Raw genomic sequence first — 22,040 nt, 5'->3', positions numbered from 1 at the left:
CCAGCATGTTCCGCCGTACGTTCTGGTTCAGCACGGGCGTCGCCGCCGGTGTGTGGGCCACCACCAAGGTCAACCGGAAGCTGAAGCAGCTGACCCCCGAGAGCCTCGCCGCGACCGCGGCGAACAAGGCGCTCGAGGCCGGCCACCGGCTCAAGGACCGCGCGGTGGGCTTCGCGCTCGACGTCCGCGACAACATGGCCCAGCGGGAGGAAGAGCTGGGGGAGGCCCTGGGCATCAACACCGACCCCGAGCTCCCCGCACCCCGGCGGTACGCCGCCATCGAGAACCGCACCAACCCGAAGTACGTCGACAGGACGACGTACTCGAACAACCGGAATGAGGACCACTGATGGAGTCGGCCGAGATTCGCCGCCGCTGGCTGAGCTTCTTCGAGGAGCGCGGGCACACCGTCGTCCCTTCGGCGTCGCTCATCGCGGACGACCCGACTCTGCTCCTCGTCCCGGCCGGCATGGTGCCCTTCAAGCCCTACTTCCTGGGTGAGGTCAAGCCGCCCTTCGCGCGCGCCACCAGCGTGCAGAAGTGCGTGCGCACGCCGGACATCGAAGAGGTCGGCAAGACCACCCGCCACGGCACGTTCTTCCAGATGTGCGGCAACTTCTCCTTCGGCGACTACTTCAAGGAAGGCGCCATCAAGCACGCCTGGGAGCTGCTCACCAGCCCCCAGGACAAGGGCGGTTACGGCCTGGAGCCGGAGAAGCTCTGGATCACCGTCTACAAGGACGACGACGAGGCCGAGCGCATCTGGCACGAGGTCGTTGGGGTGCCCAAGGAGCGCATCCAGCGCCTCGGCATGAAGGACAACTACTGGTCCATGGGCGTCCCCGGCCCCTGCGGCCCCTGTTCCGAGATCAACTACGACCGCGGCCCCGAGTTCGGCGTCGAGGGCGGCCCCGCCGTCAACGACGAGCGGTACGTGGAGATCTGGAACCTCGTCTTCATGCAGTACGAGCGCGGCCAGGGCACCGGCAAGGACAACTTCGAGATCCTCGGCGAACTGCCCAGCAAGAACATCGACACCGGCCTGGGCCTCGAGCGTCTCGCCATGATTCTGCAGGGCGTGCAGAACATGTACGAGATCGACACCTCCATGGCCGTCATCAACAAGGCCACCGAGCTGACCGGTGTCGCGTACGGCGACGCCCACGGCTCGGACGTCTCCCTGCGCGTGGTCACCGACCACATGCGTACGTCGGTGATGCTCATCGGCGACGGCGTCACCCCCGGCAACGAGGGCCGCGGCTACGTGCTGCGCCGCATCATGCGCCGCGCCATCCGCAACATGCGCCTGCTCGGCGCCACCGGTCCGGTCGTCAAGGACCTGATCGACGTCGTCATCGGCATGATGGGCCAGCAGTACCCCGAACTCGTCACCGACCGCGAGCGCATCGAGAAGGTCGCCCTCGCCGAGGAGAACGCCTTCCTCAAGACGCTGAAGGCCGGCACCAACATCCTCGACACCGCCGTCACCGAGACCAAGGCCGCGGGCTCCACCGTGCTGGCCGGCGACAAGGCGTTCCTGCTCCACGACACCTGGGGCTTCCCGATCGACCTCACCCTGGAGATGGCCGCCGAACAGGGCCTTTCCGTGGACGAGGACGGTTTCCGCCGCCTGATGAAGGAGCAGCGGGAGCGCGCCAAGGCCGACGCCCAGGCCAAGAAGACCGGCCACGCCGGTGCCGGCGCCTACCGGGAGATCGCCGACAAGGTCGGTGAGACGGACTTCATCGGTTACAGCGACACCGAGGGTGAGTCCACGATCGTCGGCATCCTCGTCGACGGCGCCTCCTCCCCGGCCGCCACCGAGGGCGACGAGGTCGAGATCGTCCTCGACCGCACCCCGTTCTACGCCGAGGGCGGCGGCCAGATCGGCGACACCGGCCGCATCAAGGTCGACACCGGTGCCGTCATCGAGATCCGCGACTGCCAGAAGCCGGTGCCGGGCGTGTACGTCCACAAGGGCGTCGTCCAGGTCGGCGAGGTGACGGTCGGTGCCAAGGCCCACGCCTCCATCGACTCGCTCCGCCGCAGGGCCATCGCCCGCGCCCACTCGGCCACCCACCTCACCCACCAGGCCCTGCGCGACGCCCTCGGCCCGACGGCCGCCCAGGCGGGTTCCGAGAACCAGCCCGGCCGCTTCCGCTTCGACTTCGGTTCGCCGTCCGCCGTGCCGACGGCCGTGATGACCGACGTAGAGCAGAAGATCAACGAGGTGCTCGCCCGCGACCTCGACGTGCACGCCGAGGTCATGGGCATCGACGACGCGAAGAAGCAGGGCGCCATCGCCGAGTTCGGCGAGAAGTACGGCGAGCGCGTCCGCGTCGTGACCATCGGCGACTTCTCCAAGGAGCTGTGCGGCGGCACGCACGTGCACAACACCGCCCAGCTGGGCCTGGTGAAGCTGCTCGGCGAGTCGTCGATCGGTTCCGGTGTGCGCCGTATCGAGGCGCTCGTCGGCGTCGACGCCTACAACTTCCTCGCCCGTGAGCACACGGTCGTCGCCCAGCTCCAGGAGCTGATCAAGGGCCGTCCGGAGGAGCTCCCGGAGAAGGTCTCCGCCATGCTCGGCAAGCTGAAGGACGCCGAGAAGGAGATCGAGAAGTTCCGCGCCGAGAAGGTCCTGCAGGCCGCGGCCGGTCTCGCCGAGTCCGCCAAGGACGTCCGCGGGATCGCCGTCGTCACCGGTCAGGTGCCGGACGGCACCACGCCGGACGACCTGCGCAGGCTGGTCCTCGACGTACGCGGCCGCATCCAGGGCGGACGCGCCGCCGTGGTCGCCCTGTTCACGGTGAACAACGGCAAGCCCCTCACGGTCATCGCCACCAACGAGCCCGCCCGCGAGCGTGGCCTCAAGGCCGGCGAACTGGTCCGTACGGCCGCCAAGACCCTCGGCGGCGGCGGTGGCGGCAAGCCGGACGTCGCCCAGGGCGGCGGCCAGAACCCGGCCGCCGTCGGCGATGCCGTCGACGCTGTCGAACGCCTCGTGGCGGAAACGGCCAAGTGAGCGCCGAGACACAGGCGAGCGGCGACGGCCGGGGCATGCGCCGCGGCCGTCGCTTGGCGATCGACGTCGGGGACGCCCGCATCGGGGTCGCCTCGTGCGACCCCGACGGGATCCTCGCCACCCCGGTGGAGACGGTCCCGGGCCGGGACATCCCGGCAGCCCACCGCCGGCTCAAGCAACTCGTCGAGGAGTACGAGCCGATCGAGGTCGTCGTCGGTCTCCCTCGCTCCCTCAAGGGGGGCGAGGGCCCGGCCGCAGTCAAGGTCAGGGGCTTCGCCCAGGAACTGGCACGCATGATCGCGCCCGTACCGGTCAGGCTCGTGGACGAGCGGATGACGACCGTGACGGCCAGTCAGGGACTGCGCGCCTCGGGCGTGAAATCGAAGAAGGGCCGGTCGGTGATCGACCAGGCAGCCGCTGTGATCATCTTGCAGCAGGCGCTCGAATCCGAACGGGTGTCAGGTAAAGCTCCCGGAGAGGGCGTCGAAGTGGTCATCTGATCGCGATACGGTAACGTTCCGCGCGATGCACCGGTTTTCGAACAGCCGGGGTACAGAGAGAGGCGGGACGGGAGCCGGAGCTACACCAGCCGCGTGACCGCCGCCTCGCGGCTCTAGGGGATCGATGACTGAGTATGGCCGGGGCCCAGGCTCCGAACCGTGGCATCCCGAGGACCCGTTGTTCGGGGACGGCGGATGGGAAGGGCAGCAGGCCCACACGGGCCAGCAGGCTGCCTACGGCGGCCAGCCGCAGCACTATCCGCAGCAGCCGCAGCACTACGGCGACTGGGGCAACGGCCAGCAGGCCGCATACGGTCATGCGCAGCAGTACCAGCAGCAGGGTCAGCAGTACCCGGAGCAGGGCCAGCAGTACCCGCATCAGTACGAACAGCAGCAGTACGCGAGCCAGGGGCAGCAGCCGTACGACAACAACAACGGCTGGGCCGACGGCACACACGCGCACGCCCAGTACCCCGACCCGTCGGACCCCTACGGGCAGCAGGCCGCGGCGTACGGCGGTGAGCAGCAGGACTACTACGGCACACCCGACGCGTACCCGCCGCCGGCGCCGCCGAGCCGGCGGCAGGCCGAGCCGGAGCCGCCCCAGACCGACTGGGATCCCGGGCCTGACCAGGGCGAACACGCCTTCTTCGCCGGTGGCGACGATGACGACGACTCCGACGACGAGGCGGAAGACGGCCGGGGGCGTGGTGATCGCCGGGGCCGGGGCGGCAAGCCCAAGAAACGGCGCAGCGGGATGGCCTGTCTGGTGGTCGTTCTGATCTTCAGCGGAGGCGTGGCCGGAGTCGGATATTTCGGGTACCAGTTCTACCAGGATCGTTTCGGCGACGTGCCGGACTACGCCGGGGACGGCAACGGCGAGCAGGTCACCGTCGTCATCCCCAAGGGCGCGGTCGGTTCGGTGATCGGGCAGAAACTGAAGGAAGCGGGCGTCGTCCAGAGCGTCGACGCCTTCATTTCCGCCCAGAACGCGAACGCCAACGGCAAATCGATCCAGGACGGCGTCTACACGCTGGAGAAGCAGATGTCGGCCGCGAGTGCGGTCGAACTGATGCTCAGTCCGGAGAGCCGCGACAACCTGATCATCGCCGAGGGCTCGCGCAACACCGCGGTCTACGCACTGATCGACAAGCGCCTCGGAGTGCCGGACGGCACCACGGCGAGCGTCGCGAAGAAGAAGTACAAGGACCTCGGCCTGCCCGACTGGGCGCTGAACCACGCCGATCTGAAGGACCCGCTGGAAGGGTTCCTCTACCCCTCCAGCTACGCGGCCAGCAAGGGACAGAAGCCGGAAACCGTCCTGAAGGAGATGGTCACCCGGGCCACGGAGAAGTACGAGGCGCTGGGCCTGGAGCAGAAGGCCGAGAGTCTGGGACTCGACGACCCCTGGCAGCTGCTCACGGTGGCGAGCCTGGCGCAGGCCGAAGGCACGAGCCACGACGACTTCCGCAAGATGGCCGAGGTCGTCTACAACCGCCTCAAGCCCGGGAATCCCGAGACCTACGGCTCTCTGGAGTTCGACTCCACGTACAACTACGTAAAGGACCAAAGCAAGATCGACCTGTCCATCGCCGAGCTGAGGCAGTACAACAACCCGTACAACACGTACTACGTCAAGGGGCTGCCGCCCGGTCCCATCGACAACCCCGGTGAACAGGCGCTCAAGGGCGCGCTGAATCCGACGAAGCAAGGCTGGTACTACTTCATCTCGCTGGACGGAAAGACCAGCAAGTTCACGAAGACGCTCGCGGAGCACGACAAGCTGGTCCAGCAGTTCAACGCGTCGAGGAACAAGGACTGACGTCGGACAGCGAAGTCTCCACAGGTTCAAGGACAGGTTCCATGACAGCACGGGCAACTGACGCCCGCCGGGCCGCCGTGCTCGGTTCGCCCATCGCCCACTCCCTCTCCCCGGTGCTGCACCGGGCCGCGTACCGGGAACTGGGGCTCGTGGACTGGTCCTACGACCGGTTCGAGATCGACGAGGCAGCGCTGCCCAAGTTCTTCGCGGAACTCGGGCCGGAGTGGGCCGGGCTGTCGCTGACCATGCCGCTCAAGCGGGCCGTCCTTCCGCTGCTCGACGAGATCAGCGAGACGGCGGCCTCGGTCGAGGCGGTCAACACGGTCGTCTTCACCGAGGACGGCCGCCGCGTCGGCGACAACACCGACATCCCCGGCATGGTCGCCGCGCTGCGGGAGCGCGGCATCGAACAGGTCGACTCGGCGGCCATCCTCGGCGCCGGCGCCACCGCCTCCTCCGCGCTGGCCGCGCTCGCGCGCATCTGCACCGGTGAGGTCGTGGCGTACGTACGAAGTGAGGCCCGCGCCGCCGAGATGCGGCAGTGGGGCGAGCGGCTCGACGTCGAACTCCGTACGGCGGACTGGGCCGACGCGGACCGGGCGCTGCGCGCGCCGCTGGTGATCGCGACCACCCCGGCCGGGACGACCGACGCACTCGCCGCCGCCGTACCGGAGCGCCCCGCCACCCTGTTCGACGTGCTCTACGACCCCTGGCCGACCGCTCTCGCGGCCCGCTGGTCCATGTACGGCGGAGCCGTCGTCAGCGGGCTCGACCTGCTGGTCCACCAGGCGGTGCTCCAGGTGGAGCAGATGACCGGGCGTGTTCCGGCACCCCTGGAGGCCATGCGAAAAGCGGGCGAGCGCGCTCTCGCGGGGCGCTAGGATCCGCTGAGTTCCGCAGGGGGCGGAGCGGTCCGAGGGGGAGTACGAGCCATGTCCACTGGTGTGCCGTTGGCGTCCGGCAAGGGCGAGATATTCGAGATCGTCCTGCGGTTCATGCCGGACTGGGTGCAGATCCCTGTGCTTGTCCTGATCGTGCTCCTCGTCGTCGGGTCGTGGGTCTTCAAGCTGAAGCGCACGATCGACCGGCGGCGTGCGATGCGTGAGGGACAGGCCGTTCACGCGGCGGCGCAGCACGGCCAGGGGAGGGGCGCCGACTACCTCGGGCCGTACGCTCCCCAGCAGTCGGTGCGGCAGCCGTCGCAGGAACCGAGCGGTGCCGACTTCCTCGGCTCGTACGCTCCGCAACAGCGCCAGGGCAACGGCTCGGCGTGACCCTCCGGCGTCCGACGACGTCCATCTGCCGTCCGCTTGGTGGACCGGCGGCCGGGCACCGGGCCCGGACGTGGGAGGATCGAAGGTGGCGGGCCAGGGCCGCGCACCTGGTCGCGCCGTCGACGTATGCGAGGACGCGCGTACGCAGGGCAGTACCAGGGCGCGAGCACTGAGGAGCACCGTTGAGCAGGTTGCGCTGGCTGACCGCGGGGGAGTCCCACGGTCCCGCACTCGTGGCGACGCTGGAGGGCCTTCCCGCCGGCGTGCCGATCACCACGGAGATGGTGGCGGACCACCTGGCCCGGCGCCGGCTCGGTTATGGACGCGGTGCGCGCATGAAGTTCGAGCGTGACGAGGTCACCTTCCTCGGCGGCGTCCGGCACGGCCTGACCCTCGGTTCCCCGGTCGCGATCATGGTGGGCAACACCGAGTGGCCGAAGTGGGAGCAGGTCATGGCGGCCGACCCCATCGACCCGGAGATCCTCGCGGGCCTCGCCCGCAACGCGCCGCTGACCCGCCCGCGTCCCGGCCACGCCGACCTCGCGGGCATGCAGAAGTACGGCTTCGACGAGGCCCGGCCGATCCTGGAGCGTGCCTCGGCGCGGGAGACGGCGGCCCGTGTGGCGCTGGGCGCGGTCGCCCGGTCGTACATCAAGGAGACGGCCGGCATCGAGATCGTCAGCCACGTTGTGGAGTTGGCCTCCGCGAAGGCGCCGCAGGGCGTCTACCCGACGCCGGCCGACGTCGAGAAGCTGGACGCCGACCCCGTGCGCTGCCTGGACGCGGACGCGTCGAAGGCGATGGTCGCCGAGATCGACCAGGCCCACAAGGACGGCGACACCCTCGGTGGCGTGGTCGAGATCCTGGCCTACGGCGTCCCCGTCGGTCTGGGCTCGCATGTGCACTGGGACCGCAAGCTGGACGCCCGCCTCGCCGGGGCGCTCATGGGCATTCAGGCGATCAAGGGTGTCGAGATCGGTGACGGCTTCGAGCTGGCACGCGTCCCCGGCTCCAAGGCCCACGACGAGATCGTGAACACGCCCGAGGGCATCCGCCGCGTCTCCGGCCGTTCCGGTGGCACCGAGGGCGGCCTCACCACCGGTGAGCTGCTGCGGGTCCGCGCCGCGATGAAGCCGATCGCGACCGTGCCGCGCGCCCTGCAGACGGTGGACGTCACCACCGGCGAGGCGACGCAGGCGCACCACCAGCGCTCCGACGTCTCCGCCGTCCCGGCCGCCGGCATCGTCGCCGAGGCCATGGTGGCCCTCGTGCTCGCGGACGCGGTGGCGGAGAAGTTCGGCGGCGACTCGGTCGCCGAGACCCGCCGCAACGTGACCTCGTACCTCGACAACCTCGCCATCCGATGAGCGGGCCGCTGGTCGTCCTGGTCGGCCCGATGGGGGTGGGCAAGTCCACCGTCGGGCAGCTGCTGGCCGAGCGGCTGGGGGTCACCTACCGGGACACCGACGACGACATCGTGGCCGAGCAGGGCCGGACCATCGCCGAGATCTTCGTCGACGAGGGTGAGTCCGCCTTCCGTGCCGTCGAGAAGGCGGCCGTGCACCGGGCGCTGGCCGGGCACGACGGTGTGCTCGCTCTTGGCGGCGGTTCGATCCTGGACGCGGACACGCGCGCGTTGCTCGCCGGCCAGCGGGTCGTGTACCTGTCGATGGACGTCGAGGAGGCGGTCAAGCGGACCGGGCTGAACGCGGCCCGCCCGCTGTTGGCGGTCAACCCGCGCAAGCAGTGGCGCGAGCTGATGGAGGCCCGTCGGCACCTGTACGAGGAGGTCGCCACGGCCGTCGTCGCGACCGATGGCCGTACGCCCGAAGAGGTCACCGAAATCGCCCTGGACGCACTGGAGTTGAAGGAAGCATGAGCGAGGCAGTCACCCGGATCCAGGTCGGCGGTACCTCGGGGACCGACCCCTACGAGGTCCTGGTGGGCCGTCAACTCCTGGGCGAGCTCGGCGGGTTGATCGGCAGCAAGGCCAAGCGGGTGGCCGTCGTCCACCCGGAGGCGCTGGCCGAGACCGGTGAGGCGCTGCGGGCCGACCTGGCCGGGCAGGGCTATGAGGCGGTCGCGATCCAGGTGCCGAACGCGGAGGAGGCCAAGACCGCCGAGGTGGCCGCCTACTGCTGGAAGGCGCTGGGCCAGTCCGGCTTCACCCGCTCCGACGTCATCGTGGGCGTCGGTGGCGGTGCGACCACCGACCTCGCCGGGTTCGTGGCCGCGACCTGGCTGCGCGGGGTGCGCTGGATCGCCGTCCCGACCACCGTGCTCGCCATGGTCGACGCGGCCGTCGGCGGCAAGACCGGCATCAACACCGCAGAGGGCAAGAACCTCGTCGGCGCCTTCCACCCGCCGACCGGCGTGCTGTGCGACCTGGCCGCGCTGGAGTCCCTCCCGGTCAACGACTACGTGTCCGGTCTCGCGGAGATCATCAAGGCCGGCTTCATCGCCGACCCGGCGATCCTGGAGCTGATCGAGGCCGACCCGCAGGCCGCGCGGACCCCCGCCGGCCCGCACACCGCCGAGCTGATCGAGCGCTCCATCCGGGTCAAGGCCGAGGTCGTCTCGTCGGACCTGAAGGAGTCGGGCCTGCGGGAGATCCTCAACTACGGCCACACGCTCGGCCATGCCATCGAGAAGAACGAGCGCTACAAGTGGCGGCACGGCGCGGCGGTCTCCGTCGGTATGCACTTCGCCGCCGAACTCGGCCGTCTCGCCGGGCGGTTGGACGACGTGACGGCCGACCGCCACCGCACGATCCTCGAATCGGTAGGCCTGCCGCTGTTCTACCGCCACGACCAGTGGCCCAAGCTGCTGGAGAACATGAAGGTCGACAAGAAGTCCCGCGGCGACCTGCTCCGCTTCATCGTGCTGGACGGCCTGGCCAAGCCGACCGTCCTGGAGGGGCCGGACCCGGCCGTCCTGCTCGCCGCGTACGGCGAAGTCGGCCAGTAAGTCCGCCGAACCACCCTTCCGTCCGATTCGCCTGTGGCGATGGGCACTTCAGACCGCCCCCGGCCGTTCACCAAACGGCGGCCGGGGGCGGTACCGTTCGGATGGGGTCCCCCACGCCTTCCGGGTAGTGGGGGAGAGCGGGGTCCGTGCCCTGCTGCCAGCGCCAATGGCCATGGAAGACGAGACGGAGTGGCACCGGATGCAGCACGCAGTGGGTTCTCCGCTGCCGCCGCCCCACCAGCCGGGGCACGGCTGGTCGCCGGCCGCACAGCACCCGGGTCAGCACCACCCGGGTGCGCCCCAGGGACCTGCCCCGCACCAAGGACCCGCCCCGTACCAGGGACCCGCTTCGCACCAGGGCTCCGCCCCCCACCAGGGATCGGCCCCCGTGCCCCCGCCGCCCCCGGCGCCGGGCTTCACACCCCCCGGACCGGTCCCGCCCGCGTCCCAGCACGTCCAGGCCCCGCCGACGCCCGACACCACGGGCCACGTACCACTGCCGCCCGGCGGCCCCGTCGCCATGCCGAGCACCCCGCCCGCGACGGCGGCACCCGACCCGTCGGCCACGACTCTCGCGGTACTGCTCATCGGGCCCGCCGGAGCAGGCAAGACGAGCGTCGCCAAATACTGGGCGGACCACCGCCGGGTCCCCACGGCCCACATCAGCCTCGACGACGTACGCGAATGGGTCCGCTCGGGCTTCGCCGACCCGCAGTCCGGGTGGAACGACAACTCCGAGGCCCAGTACCGCCTCGCCCGCCGCACCTGCGGCTTCGCCGCGCGCAACTACCTGGCCAACGGCATCTCCTGCATCCTCGACGACGCGGTCTTCCCCGACCGGCCGGTGGTGGGCCTCGGCGGCTGGAAGCGCCATGTGGGTCCGGGGCTGTTGCCGGTGGTCCTGTTGCCGGGCCTGGAGATCGTCCTCGAGCGCAACGCCGAGCGCACAGGCAACCGCCGCCTCACCGACGAGGAGGTCGCCCGCATCCACGGCCGCATGGCGGGCTGGTACGGCTCGGGCCTGCCGATCATCGACAACTCCCAGCTCGACGTCCCACAGACGGCCCAGGTCCTGGACGACGTACTGGCCCGCTCGATCGCCAGCCCTCCGAACTGGTAGGCGCCGGGGACTGAGCCGACCTCAAGGGGCGCGGGGCTGTATCGACATGCGGCTCCGCCGCGTGGGCGCGACAAGCCCCCACGAACCCCCAGACGGCACACAACCTCAAGCCGCACCCCCGCCCCCGAACGTCACCCCACCAACCCGCCCATTTCCAGACACCGCCCACTCAGACGCCCTCAACCGGCGCCAACCCCGCGGAGCTCTTACGCTCGGGTCATGTCAGAGGTGTACGCCACCCGCCGATCCCGGCTGAGGGACCGCTGCCAGGCCAGCGGCAGCGCCACAGCGCTGATCTCCCGCCCCGCCAACGTCCGCTACCTCGCGGGCGCCGCCCCACAGGGCTCCGTGCTGCTCCTCGGCAAGACCGAAGACCTGCTCGTGTGCACCGAACCGCCCGACGACCGCCCCACCGAGGGCCGTCCCGACGAGGCGCTGCGGATCCACACCCTCCCCGGGGCCGGAGGCGACCCCGCCGTCGCCGCGGCCGACCTCGCGGCATCGCAGGGCGGGGTCTGCCTCGCCGTGGAGGAACACCACCTCACCGTGGCCCGCCACAGGGCCATCCGCTCGGTCGTCCCGCGACTGCGCCTCGCCGACCTCGGCGGAGCCGTGGAGCAGCTCCGGGTGGTCAAGGACGAGGAGGAGATCTCGTGCCTGAGGATCGGTGCCGAGATCGCCGACCAGGCACTCGGGGAGCTGCTCGAATCCATCCTCGTCGGCCGTACCGAACGTCACCTCGCCCTGGAACTCGAACGGCGCCTGGTCGATCACGGCGCCGACGGCCCCGCCTTCCCGACCTCCGTCGCCACCGGCCCGAACGCCGGCCGGCGTGCCCATCGGCCCACGGACCGCCGCGTCGAGGAGGGCGACTTCCTCTCCGTCTGCCTGGGGGCCACGTACCGCGGCTACCGGTGCGAGATCGGCCGTACCTTCGTCATCGGTACGTCCCCCGCCGACTGGCAGATCGAGCTGTACGACCTCGTCTTCGCTGCCCAGCGAGCCGGACGGGAGTCGCTGGCCCCCGGCGCCGCGTACCGCGATGTTGACCGCGCCGCACGTCAGGTGCTGGACTCGGCGGGGTACGCCCAGGGCCTTCCGGCGCTGACGGGGCACGGCGTGGGACTCGAAATCGACGAGGACCCGCAGTTGGGTCCCGCGGCCATGGGTAAACTGGACGCTTGCGTGCCGGTCACCGTCGAACCGGGAGTCCACCTCCCGGGCCGGGGCGGCGTCCGGATCGATGACACGCTCGTCGTCCGCCCTGAGGCGGACGGCGGACCCGAGCTACTCACCATCACGACCAAGGAGCTGCTCGCCCTCTAGGCAGTGGCGTGCGCCGGGGTCGTCCACGTCAGTCCAGGAGATTCCGCAACCGTGGCTTCCACGAACGACCTCAAGAACGGCATGGTGCTCAAGCTCGAAGGCGGCCAGCTCTGGTCCGTCGTCGAGTTCCAGCACGTCAAGCCCGGCAAGGGCCCGGCCTTCGTGCGCACCAAGCTCAAGAACGTGCTCTCCGGGAAGGTCGTCGACAAGACCTTCAACGCCGGCGTGAAGGTCGAGACGGCCACCGTCGACAAGCGCGACATGCAGTTCTCCTACATGGACGGCGAGTACTTCGTCTTCATGGACATGGAGACCTACGACCAGCTCATGGTCGACCGCAAGGCCGTCGGCGACGCCGCCAACTTCCTGATCGAGGGCTTCACCGCCACCGTCGCGCAGCACGAGGGCGAGGTGCTCTTCGTCGAGCTGCCGGCCGCCGTCGAGCTCGTCGTCCAGGAGACCGAGCCGGGCGTCCAGGGCGACCGCTCCACCGGCGGCACCAAGCCCGCCACCCTGGAGACCGGTCACCAGATCCAGGTCCCGCTCTTCATCACCACCGGTGAGAAGATCAAGGTCGACACCCGCACCAGCGACTACCTCGGCCGGGTGAACAGCTAACCGTGGCTGCCCGCAACACGGCCCGCAAGCGCGCCTTCCAGATCCTCTTCGAGGGCGACCAGCGCGGGGCCGACGTCCTGACGGTCCTCGCGGACTGGATCCGGCTCTCCCGGGCCGACACCCGGCAGCCGCCGGTGAGCGAGTACACGATGCAGCTGATCGAGGGCTACGCGCAGCACGCGAAGCGCATCGACGAGCTGATCGCGCAGTACTCGGTCGGCTGGACGCTCGACCGGATGCCGGTCGTGGACCGCAACATCCTGCGCCTTGGCGCCTACGAGCTGATCTGGGTCGACGAGACGCCGGACGCGGTCGTACTCGACGAGATGGTGCAGCTGGCCAAGGAGTTCTCGACGGACGAGTCGCCCTCGTTCGTCAACGGGCTGCTCGGCCGGCTCAAGGACCTGAAGCCCTCGCTGCGCCGGGACGAGGCGTAAGCAGGGAAAACGCCGGAGGGCCCGCAGCGGTGACGCTGCGGGCCCTCCGGCGTTCCCGTACGACTACGCCCCACAAGGCCCGCAGAACGCCGCCGGGGTGGCCGGAACCGCAAAGTTCCGGCCACCCCGGCGGCACGTTTCTGCTGACTGGGTCGAACCCGTGGAACGCTCAGCTCTCCTCGGCGTGGGAGACCGCACGACGCGCGTCCGCGTCCAGCACACCCCAGCTGATCAGCTGCTCGGTGAGAACCGAGGGGGACTGGTCGTAGATGACGGCAAGTGTGCGCAGGTCGTCCTGCCGGATCGAGAGCACCTTGCCGTTGTAGTCACCGCGCTGCGACTGGATGGTCGCCGCATAGCGCTGCAAGGGACCCGCCTTCTCGGCCGGCACGTGGGCCAGCCGCTCCAGGTCCAGGACCAGCTTCGGCGGCGGCTCGGCGGCGCCGCCAGGCGTGGTGCCCGGCAGCAGCTCCTGCACCGGAACGCCGTAGAAATCCGCCAGCTCCGCGAGGCGCTGCACGGTCACGGCGCGGTCGCCGCGCTCGTACGAACCGACCACGACGGCCTTCCAGCGTCCCTGGGACTTTTCCTCGACACCGTGGAGGGAAAGGCCCTGCTGGGTGCGGATGGCCCGGAGCTTGGCCCCGAGCTGTTTGGCGTATTCGCTGGACATATAGCTCCCCGGACACTGTGTCGACGCGACTGGCTTGGGTTCCATGCCGCGCAGTTGGTAACTCACTGTGAGGTTACGCAGCGTTACTCTGGCGCGTCAAGCCGAATGGTCCACACCGACGCTTCCGTGCTATCGGTGGCCGATTGGGCCAAGTGGGTGAACGGAGGTGCTTCCCCCGCCTGCTAAGGTGGATGGCGCAAACCAGACGTCCTTTAAGGTCCGTCCCGTGAGGCGGAGAAGGAGGTCCTTTTCGTATGGACAAGCAGCAGGACACGCAAGCGTCCGATGCGCGGCCCGTCCTCGAAGGCCCTGACATCGCGCGGGTCTTGACCCGCATCGCCCACGAGATCGTCGAGCGCGCCAAGGGCGCCGACGACGTGGTGCTCCTCGGCATTCCGACCCGCGGCGTCTTCCTCGCCCAGCGGCTCGCCGCCAAGCTCGAGCAGATCACCGAGCGCAAGATCCCGGTCGGCTCGCTCGACATCACCATGTACCGCGACGACCTGCGCATGCACCCGCCGCGTGCGCTGGCCCGCACCGAGATCCCCGGTGACGGTCTCGACGGCCGCCTCGTCGTGCTGGTCGACGACGTCCTTTTCTCCGGCCGCACCATCCGCGCCGCCCTCGACGCCCTGAACGACATCGGCCGTCCGCGCGCGGTCCAGCTCGCGGTCCTCGTGGACCGTGGCCACCGCGAACTGCCCATCCGCGCCGACTACGTCGGCAAGAACCTCCCCACGTCGCTGCGGGAGACGGTCAAGGTCCAGCTCGCCGAGGAGGACGGTCGCGACACCGTGCTGCTCGGCGCGAAGCAGACCTCCCAGTAGCGCCCACGGCGTACGCCGTTGTCGTACGCCCGCTCAGCGCGCCCACGCGCGCACCCGTCTGCCCCGAATTCTCCTGAATTAACTGCCTTACGGAGCCTGACAGATGCAGCGTCATCTCATCTCGGCCGCCGACCTCACCCGCGACGACGCCGTCCTGATCCTCGACACCGCCGAGGAGATGGCCCGGGTCGCCGACCGGCCGATCAAGAAGCTGCCGACCCTGCGCGGCCGCACCGTCGTCAACCTCTTCTTCGAGGACTCCACGCGCACGCGTATCTCCTTCGAGGCCGCCGAGAAGCGGTTGTCGGCGGACGTCATCAACTTCTCGGCCAAGGGGTCGAGCGTGTCCAAGGGCGAGTCCCTGAAGGACACCGCCCAGACCCTGGAGGCCATGGGCGTCGACGCCGTCGTCATCCGGCACGGCGCCTCCGGAGCGCCGTACCGCCTCGCCAACTCCGGCTGGATCGACGCGGCCGTCATCAACGCCGGCGACGGCACCCACCAGCACCCCACCCAGGCCCTGTTGGACGCCTTCACCATGCGTCGCCGCCTGGTCGGCCGGGACGCCGGGCTCGGCCAGGACCTCGCCGGCAAGCGCATCACGATCGTCGGCGACATCCTGCACGGGCGGGTCGCCCGCTCCAACGTCGACCTGCTGCACACCCTCGGCGCGGAGGTCACCCTCGTCGCCCCGCCGACCCTGGTGCCGGTCGGCGTCGAGACCTGGCCCTGCGAGGTGTCGTACGACCTCGACAGCACGCTGCCCAAGTCCGATGCGGTGATGATGCTGCGCGTGCAGCGCGAGCGCATGAACGCCGCGTTCTTCCCGACCGAGCGCGAGTACTCGCGGCGCTACGGCCTCGACGGCGACCGCATGGCCAAGATGCCCGAGCACGCCATCGTGATGCACCCCGGCCCGATGGTCCGCGGCATGGAGATCACCGCCGAGGTCGCCGACTCGGAGCGCTGCACCGCCATCGAGCAGGTCGCAAACGGAGTGTCCATCCGGATGGCCGTTCTGTATCTGCTGCTCGGGGGCAACGAACCCGCCCTCACCCACGCCCGTACCACCGAGGAGAAGTAAGACAGATGAGCAAGATCCTGATCCGTGGTGCGAAGGTGCTCGGCGGCGAGCCGCAGGACGTGCTGATCGACGGCGGGACCATCGCAGAGGTGGGCGCCGGTCTGAGCGCCGAGGGCGCCCAGGTCGTCGAGGCGGCGGGCAAGGTGCTGCTGCCGGGCCTGGTCGACCTGCACACCCATCTGCGTGAGCCCGGGCGCGAGGACTCCGAGACCGTGCTGACCGGCACGCGCGCGGCGGCCGGCGGCGGCTACACGTCCGTGTTCGCCATGGCCAACACCTTCCCCGTCGCCGACACGGCCGGTGTCGTCGAGCAGGTCTACCGGCTCGGCCAGGAGCACGGTTACTGCGATGTGCAGCCCATCGGTGCCGTGACCGTCGGCCTGGAGGGCAAGAAGCTCGCCGAGCTGGGCGCCATGTACGAGTCGGCCGCCGGGGTCACCGTCTTCTCCGACGACGGCAAGTGCGTCGACGACGCGGTGATGATGCGGCGGGCGCTGGAGTACGTGAAGGCCTTCGGTGGCGTGGTCGCCCAGCACGCGCAGGAGCCGCGGCTGACCGAGGGCGCCCAGATGAACGAGGGCGTCGTCTCCGCCGAGCTGGGGCTCGGTGGCTGGCCCGCGGTGGCCGAAGAATCGATCATCGCCCGGGATGTCCTGCTGGCCGAGCACGTCGGCTCCCGCGTGCACATCTGTCACCTGTCGACCGCAGGCTCCGTCGAGATCGTGCGCTGGGCCAAGTCCCGGGGCATCGACGTCACCGCCGAGGTCACCCCGCACCACCTCCTCCTCACCGACGAGCTGGTGCGGACGTACAACCCGGTCTACAAGGTGAACCCGCCGCTGCGTACCGAGCGCGACGTGCTGGCCCTGCGCGAGGCGCTCGCCGACGGCACGATCGACATCGTGGCCACCGACCACGCCCCGCACCCGCACGAGGACAAGGACTGCGAGTGGGCCGCGGCCGCCATGGGCATGGTCGGCCTGGAGACCGCGTTGTCAGTGGTGCAGGAGACCATGGTGGACACCGGGCTCCTCACCTGGGCCGGGGTCGCCGAGCGCATGTCCTTCAAGCCCGCCGAGATCGGGCAGGCGAAGGGGCACGGCCGTCCCGTCTCGGCTGGTGAGCCCGCCAACCTCACGCTCGTCGACACGGAATACCGTGGGTCCGTGGACCCCGCGGGCTTCGCCTCGCGCAGCCGCAACACTCCGTACCAGGGGCGTGAGCTGCCGGGCCGTGTCACGCACACGTGGCTCCGGGGCAAGGCCACGCTCGTCGACGGGAAGCTCACGTGACACCTGCAACACTGCTCGCAGCCGGAACCGGGCTCGCGGCCGAACAGAAGTCGGCCGAAGTGACCGACTGGGCCGCCCGCGTCGGCTGGGTCGTCGGACTCGCCCTCTTCGTCGCGCTCGTCTACTGGCTGATGCGCGAGGGCTGGAAGTGGCGCGGCACGCTCCAGGGCGACCTGCCCGAGCTGCCCAGCGCGCAGGACGACCCCGGCCCGGCCAGACTGAGCATGAGCGGCCGCTACCACGGCTCGACCACCGCCGGTCAGTGGCTGGACCGCATCGTGGCGCACGGCCTGGGCACCCGCAGCCGGGTCGAGCTCACGCTGACGGACGCGGGACTGGACGTCGTACGCCCCGGGGCGCCCGACTTCTTCGTCCCGGCCGCACAGCTGCGTGAGGCCCGGCTCGACAAGGGCATCGCGGGCAAGGTCCTGACCGAGGGTGGTCTGCTGGTCGTGACGTGGGCGCACGGCGATCGGCTGATCGACTCCGGGTTCCGTTCGGACCACGCGGCCGAGCACAACGAGTGGGTCGACCTCATTAACTCCATGATCAACACCAACAGCACGGAAGGCGCCGAACGATGACGACCTCCATCCAGGGGACCGCCTCGCCGAGGCACAAGGCGGCTCCCGCCGTACTCGTCCTGGAGGACGGCCGGATCTTCCGCGGCCGCGCCTACGGGGCCGCGGGGGTGACCTTCGGCGAGGCCGTGTTCTCCACCGGCATGACCGGCTACCAGGAGACCCTCACCGACCCGTCGTACCACCGCCAGGTCGTCGTGATGACCGCCCCGCACGTCGGCAACACCGGCGTCAACGACGAGGACCCGGAGTCCAAGCAGATCTGGGTCGCCGGGTACGTCGTGCGCGACCCCGCGCGCGTGCCGTCCAACTGGCGCTCCCGGCGCTCGCTGGACGACGAGCTGCGCCACCAGGGCGTCGTCGGGATCTCCGGCATCGACACCCGCGCGCTCACCCGCCACCTGCGCGAGCGCGGCGCCATGCGCGTCGGCATCTTCTCCGGCAACGCGCTGCCCGACGAGGGCACCATGCTCGCCGAGGTGCGCCAGGCCCCCGAGATGAAGGGCGCCGACCTCTCCGCCGAGGTGGCCACCAAGGAGACGTACGTCGTCCCCGCGATCGGCGAGAAGAAGTTCACCGTCGCCGCCGTCGACCTCGGCATCAAGGGCATGACCCCGCACCGGATGGCCGAGCGCGGCATCGAGGTGCACGTGCTGCCGGCCACGGCGACCGCCGAGGACGTCTACGCCGTGAACCCCGACGGCGTGTTCTTCTCCAACGGCCCGGGCGACCCGGCCACCGCCGACCACCCGGTCTCCGTCATGCAGGCGGTCCTGGAGCGCGGCACCCCGCTCTTCGGCATCTGCTTCGGCAACCAGATCCTGGGCCGTGCGCTGGGCTTCGGCACCTACAAGCTGAAGTACGGCCACCGCGGCATCAACCAGCCGGTGCAGGACCGCACGACCGGCAAGGTCGAGGTCACCGCACACAACCACGGCTTCGCCGTGGACGCCCCGCTCGACAAGGTGTCCGACACCCCCTACGGCCGCGCCGAGGTCTCCCACGTCTGCCTCAACGACAACGTGGTGGAGGGCCTCCAGCTGCTCGACCAGCCGGCCTTCAGCGTCCAGTACCACCCCGAAGCGGCAGCGGGCCCGCACGACGCCGCCTACCTGTTCGACCGCTTCGTATCCCTGATGGAGGGCCAGCGTGCCTAAGCGCACCGATATCCAGTCCGTCCTGGTCATCGGCTCCGGCCCGATCGTCATCGGCCAGGCCGCCGAGTTCGACTACTCCGGCACCCAGGCGTGCCGCATCCTGCGCGCCGAGGGACTGCGGGTCGTCCTCGTGAACTCCAACCCGGCGACGATCATGACCGACCCGGAGATCGCCGACGCCACCTACGTCGAGCCGATCACCCCGGAGTTCGTCGAGAAGATCATCGCCAAGGAGCGCCCGGACGCGCTCCTGCCGACCCTCGGCGGTCAGACGGCCCTCAACACGGCCATCTCGCTGCACGAGGCGGGCACCCTCGAGAAGTACGGCGTCGAGCTGATCGGCGCCAACGTCGAGGCCATCAACAAGGGCGAGGACCGCGACCTCTTCAAGGAGGTCGTCGAGGCCGTCCGCGGCAAGATCGGGCACGGCGAGTCCGCCCGCTCGGTCATCTGCCACTCCATGGAGGACGTCCTCGCGGGCGTCGAGACGCTCGGCGGCTACCCGGTCGTCGTCCGCCCCTCCTTCACCATGGGCGGCGCCGGCTCCGGCTTCGCGCACGACGAGGAGGAGCTGCGTCGCATCGCCGGCCAGGGCCTGACCCTGTCTCCCACCACCGAGGTGCTCCTGGAGGAGTCCATCCTCGGCTGGAAGGAGTACGAGCTGGAGCTGATGCGCGACAAGCACGACAACGTCGTGGTCGTCTGCTCCATCGAGAACTTCGACCCGATGGGCGTGCACACCGGTGACTCGATCACCGTCGCGCCCGCGATGACGCTCACCGACCGCGAGTACCAGGTCCTGCGCGACATCGGTATCGCCGTGATCCGCGAGGTCGGCGTCGACACCGGTGGCTGCAACATCCAGTTCGCGGTGAACCCCGAGGACGGTCGCGTGATCGTCATCGAGATGAACCCGCGCGTGTCGCGTTCCTCGGCGCTCGCCTCCAAGGCGACCGGCTTCCCGATCGCCAAGATCGCCGCCAAGCTGGCCGTCGGCTACACGCTGGACGAGATCCCGAACGACATCACGCAGGAGACGCCGGCTTCCTTCGAGCCGACGCTCGACTACGTGGTCGTGAAGGCGCCGCGCTTCGCCTTCGAGAAGTTCCCGAGCGCCGATTCCACCCTCACGACCACCATGAAGTCGGTCGGCGAGGCCATGGCCATCGGCCGCAACTTCACCGAGGCCTTCCAGAAGGCGCTGCGCTCGCTGGAGAAGAAGGGCAGCCAGTTCACGTTCGTCGGCGAGCCCGGCGACAAGACCGAGCTGCTGCGCGAGGCCGTACGGCCCACCGACGGCCGGATCAACGCCGTCATGCAGGCCATCCGCGCGGGCGCCACGCCCGAGGAGGTCTTCGAGTACACGAAGATCGACCCCTGGTTCGTCGACCAGCTCTTCCTCATCAAGGAGATCGCCGACGAGCTCGCCGAGGCGCCGGAGCTCACCCCCGAACTGCTCGCCGAGGCCAAGCGGCACGGCTTCTCCGACCAGCAGATCGGCGAGATCCGCGGGCTGCGCGAGGACGTCGTGCGCGAGGTGCGGCACGCGCTGGGCATCCGCCCGGTCTACAAGACGGTCGACACCTGCGCCGCCGAGTTCGCCGCCAAGACGCCGTACTTCTACTCCTCGTACGACGAGGAGACGGAGGTCGCCCCGCGGGAGAAGCCGGCCGTCATCATCCTGGGCTCCGGTCCCAACCGCATCGGCCAGGGCATCGAGTTCGACTACTCCTGCGTCCACGCCTCCTTCGCGCTGAGCGACGCCGGGTACGAGACCGTGATGGTCAACTGCAACCCGGAGACCGTCTCCACGGACTACGACACCTCCGACCGCCTGTACTTCGAGCCGCTGACGCTGGAAGACGTGCTGGAGATCGTCCATGCGGAGCAGCAGGCAGGGCCGGTCGCGGGTGTGATCGTGCAGCTCGGTGGCCAGACCCCGCTGGGTCTTTCGCAGGCGCTGAAGGACAACGGCGTGCCGATCGTCGGTACGTCCCCGGAGGCCATCCACGCCGCCGAGGACCGCGGCGCCTTCGGCCGCGTCCTCGCCGAGGCGGGCCTGCCGGCCCCCAAGCACGGCACCGCGACCACCTTCGCCGGCGCCAAGGCCATCGCCGACGAGATCGGCTTCCCGGTCCTGGTGCGGCCGTCGTACGTCCTCGGCGGGCGCGGCATGGAGATCGTGTACGACGAGACCCGGCTGGAGTCCTACATCGCCGAGTCGACCGAGATCAGCCCCTCGCGGCCGGTGCTCGTCGACCGGTTCCTGGACGACGCGATCGAGATCGACGTCGACGCCCTCTACGACGGCGAGGAGCTCTACCTCGGCGGCGTCATGGAGCACATCGAGGAGGCCGGCATCCACTCCGGCGACTCCGCGTGCGCATTGCCGCCGATCACGCTGGGCGGCTTCGACATCAAGCGCCTGCGCGCCTCGACCGAGGCCATCGCCAAGGGCGTCGGGGTCCGCGGCCTGATCAACATCCAGTTCGCGATGGCCGGCGACATCCTGTACGTCCTGGAGGCCAACCCGCGCGCGTCCCGTACGGTCCCCTTCACCTCGAAGGCGACCGCGGTGCCGCTGGCGAAGGCCGCCGCCCGGATCTCGCTGGGCGCGACCATCGCCGAGCTGCGGGCGGAAGGGCTGCTGCCGACGACCGGCGACGGCGGTGAACTGCCGCTCGACGCGCCGATCTCCGTCAAGGAGGCCGTCATGCCGTGGTCGCGCTTCCGCGACATCCACGGCCGCGGCGTCGACACGGTCCTCGGCCCGGAGATGCGCTCCACCGGCGAGGTCATGGGCATCGACTCCGTCTTCGGCACGGCGTACGCCAAGTCGCAGGCGGGCGCCTACGGGCCGCTGCCGACCAAGGGCCGCGCCTTCATCTCGGTCGCCAACCGCGACAAGCGCTCGATGATCTTCCCGGCGCGTGAACTGGTCGCCCACGGCTTCGAGTTGCTCGCCACGTCCGGCACGGCCGAGGTCCTCCGGCGCAACGGCATCAACGCCACGGTCGTGCGCAAGCAGTCCGAGGGCACCGGCCCGAACGGTGAGAAGACCATCGTCCAGCTCATCCACGACGGCGAGGTCGACCTCATCGTCAACACCCCGTACGGCACGGGCGGCCGCCTCGACGGCTACGACATCCGTACGGCGGCCGTGGCGCGCTCGGTGCCCTGCCTGACGACGGTTCAGGCACTCGCCGCCGCCGTCCAGGGCATCGACGCCCTCAACCACGGTGATGTGGGCGTCCGTTCGCTCCAGGAACACGCGGAACACCTGACCGCGGCCCGCGACTAGCAGCCCTGAGGGGGACACCGGAAACGGTGTCCCCCTCTT

Annotated in this window: 20 protein-coding genes; 19 read left to right on the top strand and 1 reads right to left on the bottom strand. The window is 70.0% G+C overall.

The window, feature by feature from the left end; genetic code table 11:
* Nucleotides 1-5 precede the first annotated feature (5 nt).
* From PBV52_RS07950 to nusB, 13 genes are all read left to right on the top strand, one after another.
* Nucleotides 6-350, top strand: coding sequence for a hypothetical protein (locus PBV52_RS07950; protein ID WP_274237583.1), 345 nt, complete (start codon nucleotides 6-8; stop codon nucleotides 348-350).
* Nucleotides 350-3,022 carry an alanine--tRNA ligase gene (gene alaS / locus PBV52_RS07945; protein ID WP_274237582.1) on the top strand — a complete coding sequence of 891 codons (2,673 nt, stop codon included), beginning with the start codon at nucleotides 350-352 and terminating at the stop codon, nucleotides 3,020-3,022. Before PBV52_RS07950 ends, alaS begins: the two co-directional genes overlap by 1 nt.
* Before the next feature lie 35 nt (nucleotides 3,023-3,057).
* Nucleotides 3,058-3,522: a Holliday junction resolvase RuvX gene (gene ruvX, locus PBV52_RS07940; RefSeq protein ID WP_062707800.1), complete on the top strand. Its 465-nt coding sequence runs from the start codon at nucleotides 3,058-3,060 to the stop codon at nucleotides 3,520-3,522.
* Nucleotides 3,523-3,646: 124 nt separating this feature from the next.
* Entirely contained in the window at nucleotides 3,647-5,344 is a 1,698-nt protein-coding gene (mltG, locus tag PBV52_RS07935) for an endolytic transglycosylase MltG (protein ID WP_274237581.1), read from the top strand.
* Nucleotides 5,345-5,385: 41 nt separating this feature from the next.
* Complete coding sequence (locus PBV52_RS07930) at nucleotides 5,386-6,225, top strand: shikimate dehydrogenase (RefSeq protein WP_274237580.1); 840 nt, start codon at nucleotides 5,386-5,388, stop codon at nucleotides 6,223-6,225.
* Nucleotides 6,226-6,276: 51 nt separating this feature from the next.
* A complete protein-coding gene (locus PBV52_RS07925) occupies nucleotides 6,277-6,618 on the top strand; it encodes a hypothetical protein (RefSeq protein WP_274237579.1) in 342 nt (113 codons plus the stop codon).
* 182 nt (nucleotides 6,619-6,800) lie between these two features.
* Complete coding sequence (gene aroC, locus PBV52_RS07920; protein WP_274237578.1) at nucleotides 6,801-7,985, top strand: chorismate synthase; 1,185 nt, start codon at nucleotides 6,801-6,803, stop codon at nucleotides 7,983-7,985.
* Nucleotides 7,982-8,497, top strand: coding sequence for a shikimate kinase (locus PBV52_RS07915; protein WP_274237577.1), 516 nt, complete (start codon nucleotides 7,982-7,984; stop codon nucleotides 8,495-8,497). The genes aroC and PBV52_RS07915 overlap by 4 nt, the downstream gene beginning before the upstream one ends.
* On the top strand, nucleotides 8,494-9,585 hold the full coding sequence (gene aroB, locus PBV52_RS07910; RefSeq protein ID WP_274237576.1) for a 3-dehydroquinate synthase: 1,092 nt from the start codon (nucleotides 8,494-8,496) through the stop codon (nucleotides 9,583-9,585). Before PBV52_RS07915 ends, aroB begins: the two co-directional genes overlap by 4 nt.
* A 199-nt stretch (nucleotides 9,586-9,784) precedes the next feature.
* Complete coding sequence (locus PBV52_RS07905; protein ID WP_274237575.1) at nucleotides 9,785-10,705, top strand: Pro-rich N-terminal domain-containing protein; 921 nt, start codon at nucleotides 9,785-9,787, stop codon at nucleotides 10,703-10,705.
* A 219-nt stretch (nucleotides 10,706-10,924) separates the two neighbouring features.
* Entirely contained in the window at nucleotides 10,925-12,031 is a 1,107-nt protein-coding gene (locus PBV52_RS07900; protein WP_274237574.1) for an aminopeptidase P family protein, read from the top strand.
* A gap of 51 nt (nucleotides 12,032-12,082) precedes the next feature.
* Nucleotides 12,083-12,649 carry an elongation factor P gene (gene efp / locus PBV52_RS07895; RefSeq protein ID WP_031486831.1) on the top strand — a complete coding sequence of 189 codons (567 nt, stop codon included), beginning with the start codon at nucleotides 12,083-12,085 and terminating at the stop codon, nucleotides 12,647-12,649.
* 2 nt (nucleotides 12,650-12,651) lie between these two features.
* A complete protein-coding gene (gene nusB, locus PBV52_RS07890) occupies nucleotides 12,652-13,086 on the top strand; it encodes a transcription antitermination factor NusB (RefSeq protein WP_274237573.1) in 435 nt (144 codons plus the stop codon).
* Nucleotides 13,087-13,255: 169 nt separating this feature from the next.
* Here the strand turns inward: nusB and bldD are convergent, their stop codons facing one another.
* Nucleotides 13,256-13,759 (bottom strand): transcriptional regulator BldD, encoded by a 504-nt coding sequence (gene bldD, locus PBV52_RS07885; protein ID WP_004002691.1) that lies wholly within the window; start codon nucleotides 13,757-13,759, stop codon nucleotides 13,256-13,258.
* 254 nt (nucleotides 13,760-14,013) lie between these two features.
* Between bldD and pyrR the strand changes: the two genes are divergently transcribed.
* From pyrR to carB, 6 genes are all read left to right on the top strand, one after another.
* Nucleotides 14,014-14,586, top strand: coding sequence for a bifunctional pyr operon transcriptional regulator/uracil phosphoribosyltransferase PyrR (gene pyrR, locus PBV52_RS07880; protein ID WP_274237572.1), 573 nt, complete (start codon nucleotides 14,014-14,016; stop codon nucleotides 14,584-14,586).
* 103 nt (nucleotides 14,587-14,689) lie between these two features.
* On the top strand, nucleotides 14,690-15,670 hold the full coding sequence (locus tag PBV52_RS07875) for an aspartate carbamoyltransferase catalytic subunit (protein WP_274237571.1): 981 nt from the start codon (nucleotides 14,690-14,692) through the stop codon (nucleotides 15,668-15,670).
* A 5-nt stretch (nucleotides 15,671-15,675) separates the two neighbouring features.
* Complete coding sequence (locus tag PBV52_RS07870) at nucleotides 15,676-16,962, top strand: dihydroorotase (protein ID WP_274237570.1); 1,287 nt, start codon at nucleotides 15,676-15,678, stop codon at nucleotides 16,960-16,962.
* The gene (locus PBV52_RS07865) at nucleotides 16,959-17,546 is read left to right on the top strand and encodes a hypothetical protein (RefSeq protein WP_274237569.1); all 588 of its coding nucleotides are present in this window, start codon (nucleotides 16,959-16,961) and stop codon (nucleotides 17,544-17,546) included. Before PBV52_RS07870 ends, PBV52_RS07865 begins: the two co-directional genes overlap by 4 nt.
* Nucleotides 17,543-18,700, top strand: coding sequence for a glutamine-hydrolyzing carbamoyl-phosphate synthase small subunit (gene carA, locus PBV52_RS07860; protein ID WP_274237568.1), 1,158 nt, complete (start codon nucleotides 17,543-17,545; stop codon nucleotides 18,698-18,700). The genes PBV52_RS07865 and carA overlap by 4 nt, the downstream gene beginning before the upstream one ends.
* Complete coding sequence (gene carB / locus PBV52_RS07855; RefSeq protein WP_274237567.1) at nucleotides 18,693-22,001, top strand: carbamoyl-phosphate synthase large subunit; 3,309 nt, start codon at nucleotides 18,693-18,695, stop codon at nucleotides 21,999-22,001. Before carA ends, carB begins: the two co-directional genes overlap by 8 nt.
* Nucleotides 22,002-22,040 lie beyond the last annotated feature (39 nt).

Source organism: Streptomyces sp. T12 (assembly GCF_028736035.1).
Taxonomy (GTDB): Bacteria; Actinomycetota; Actinomycetes; order Streptomycetales; family Streptomycetaceae; genus Streptomyces.
Note: the sequence above shows the minus strand (reverse complement) of the source record. Positions and strands in the feature narration are given on the sequence as shown.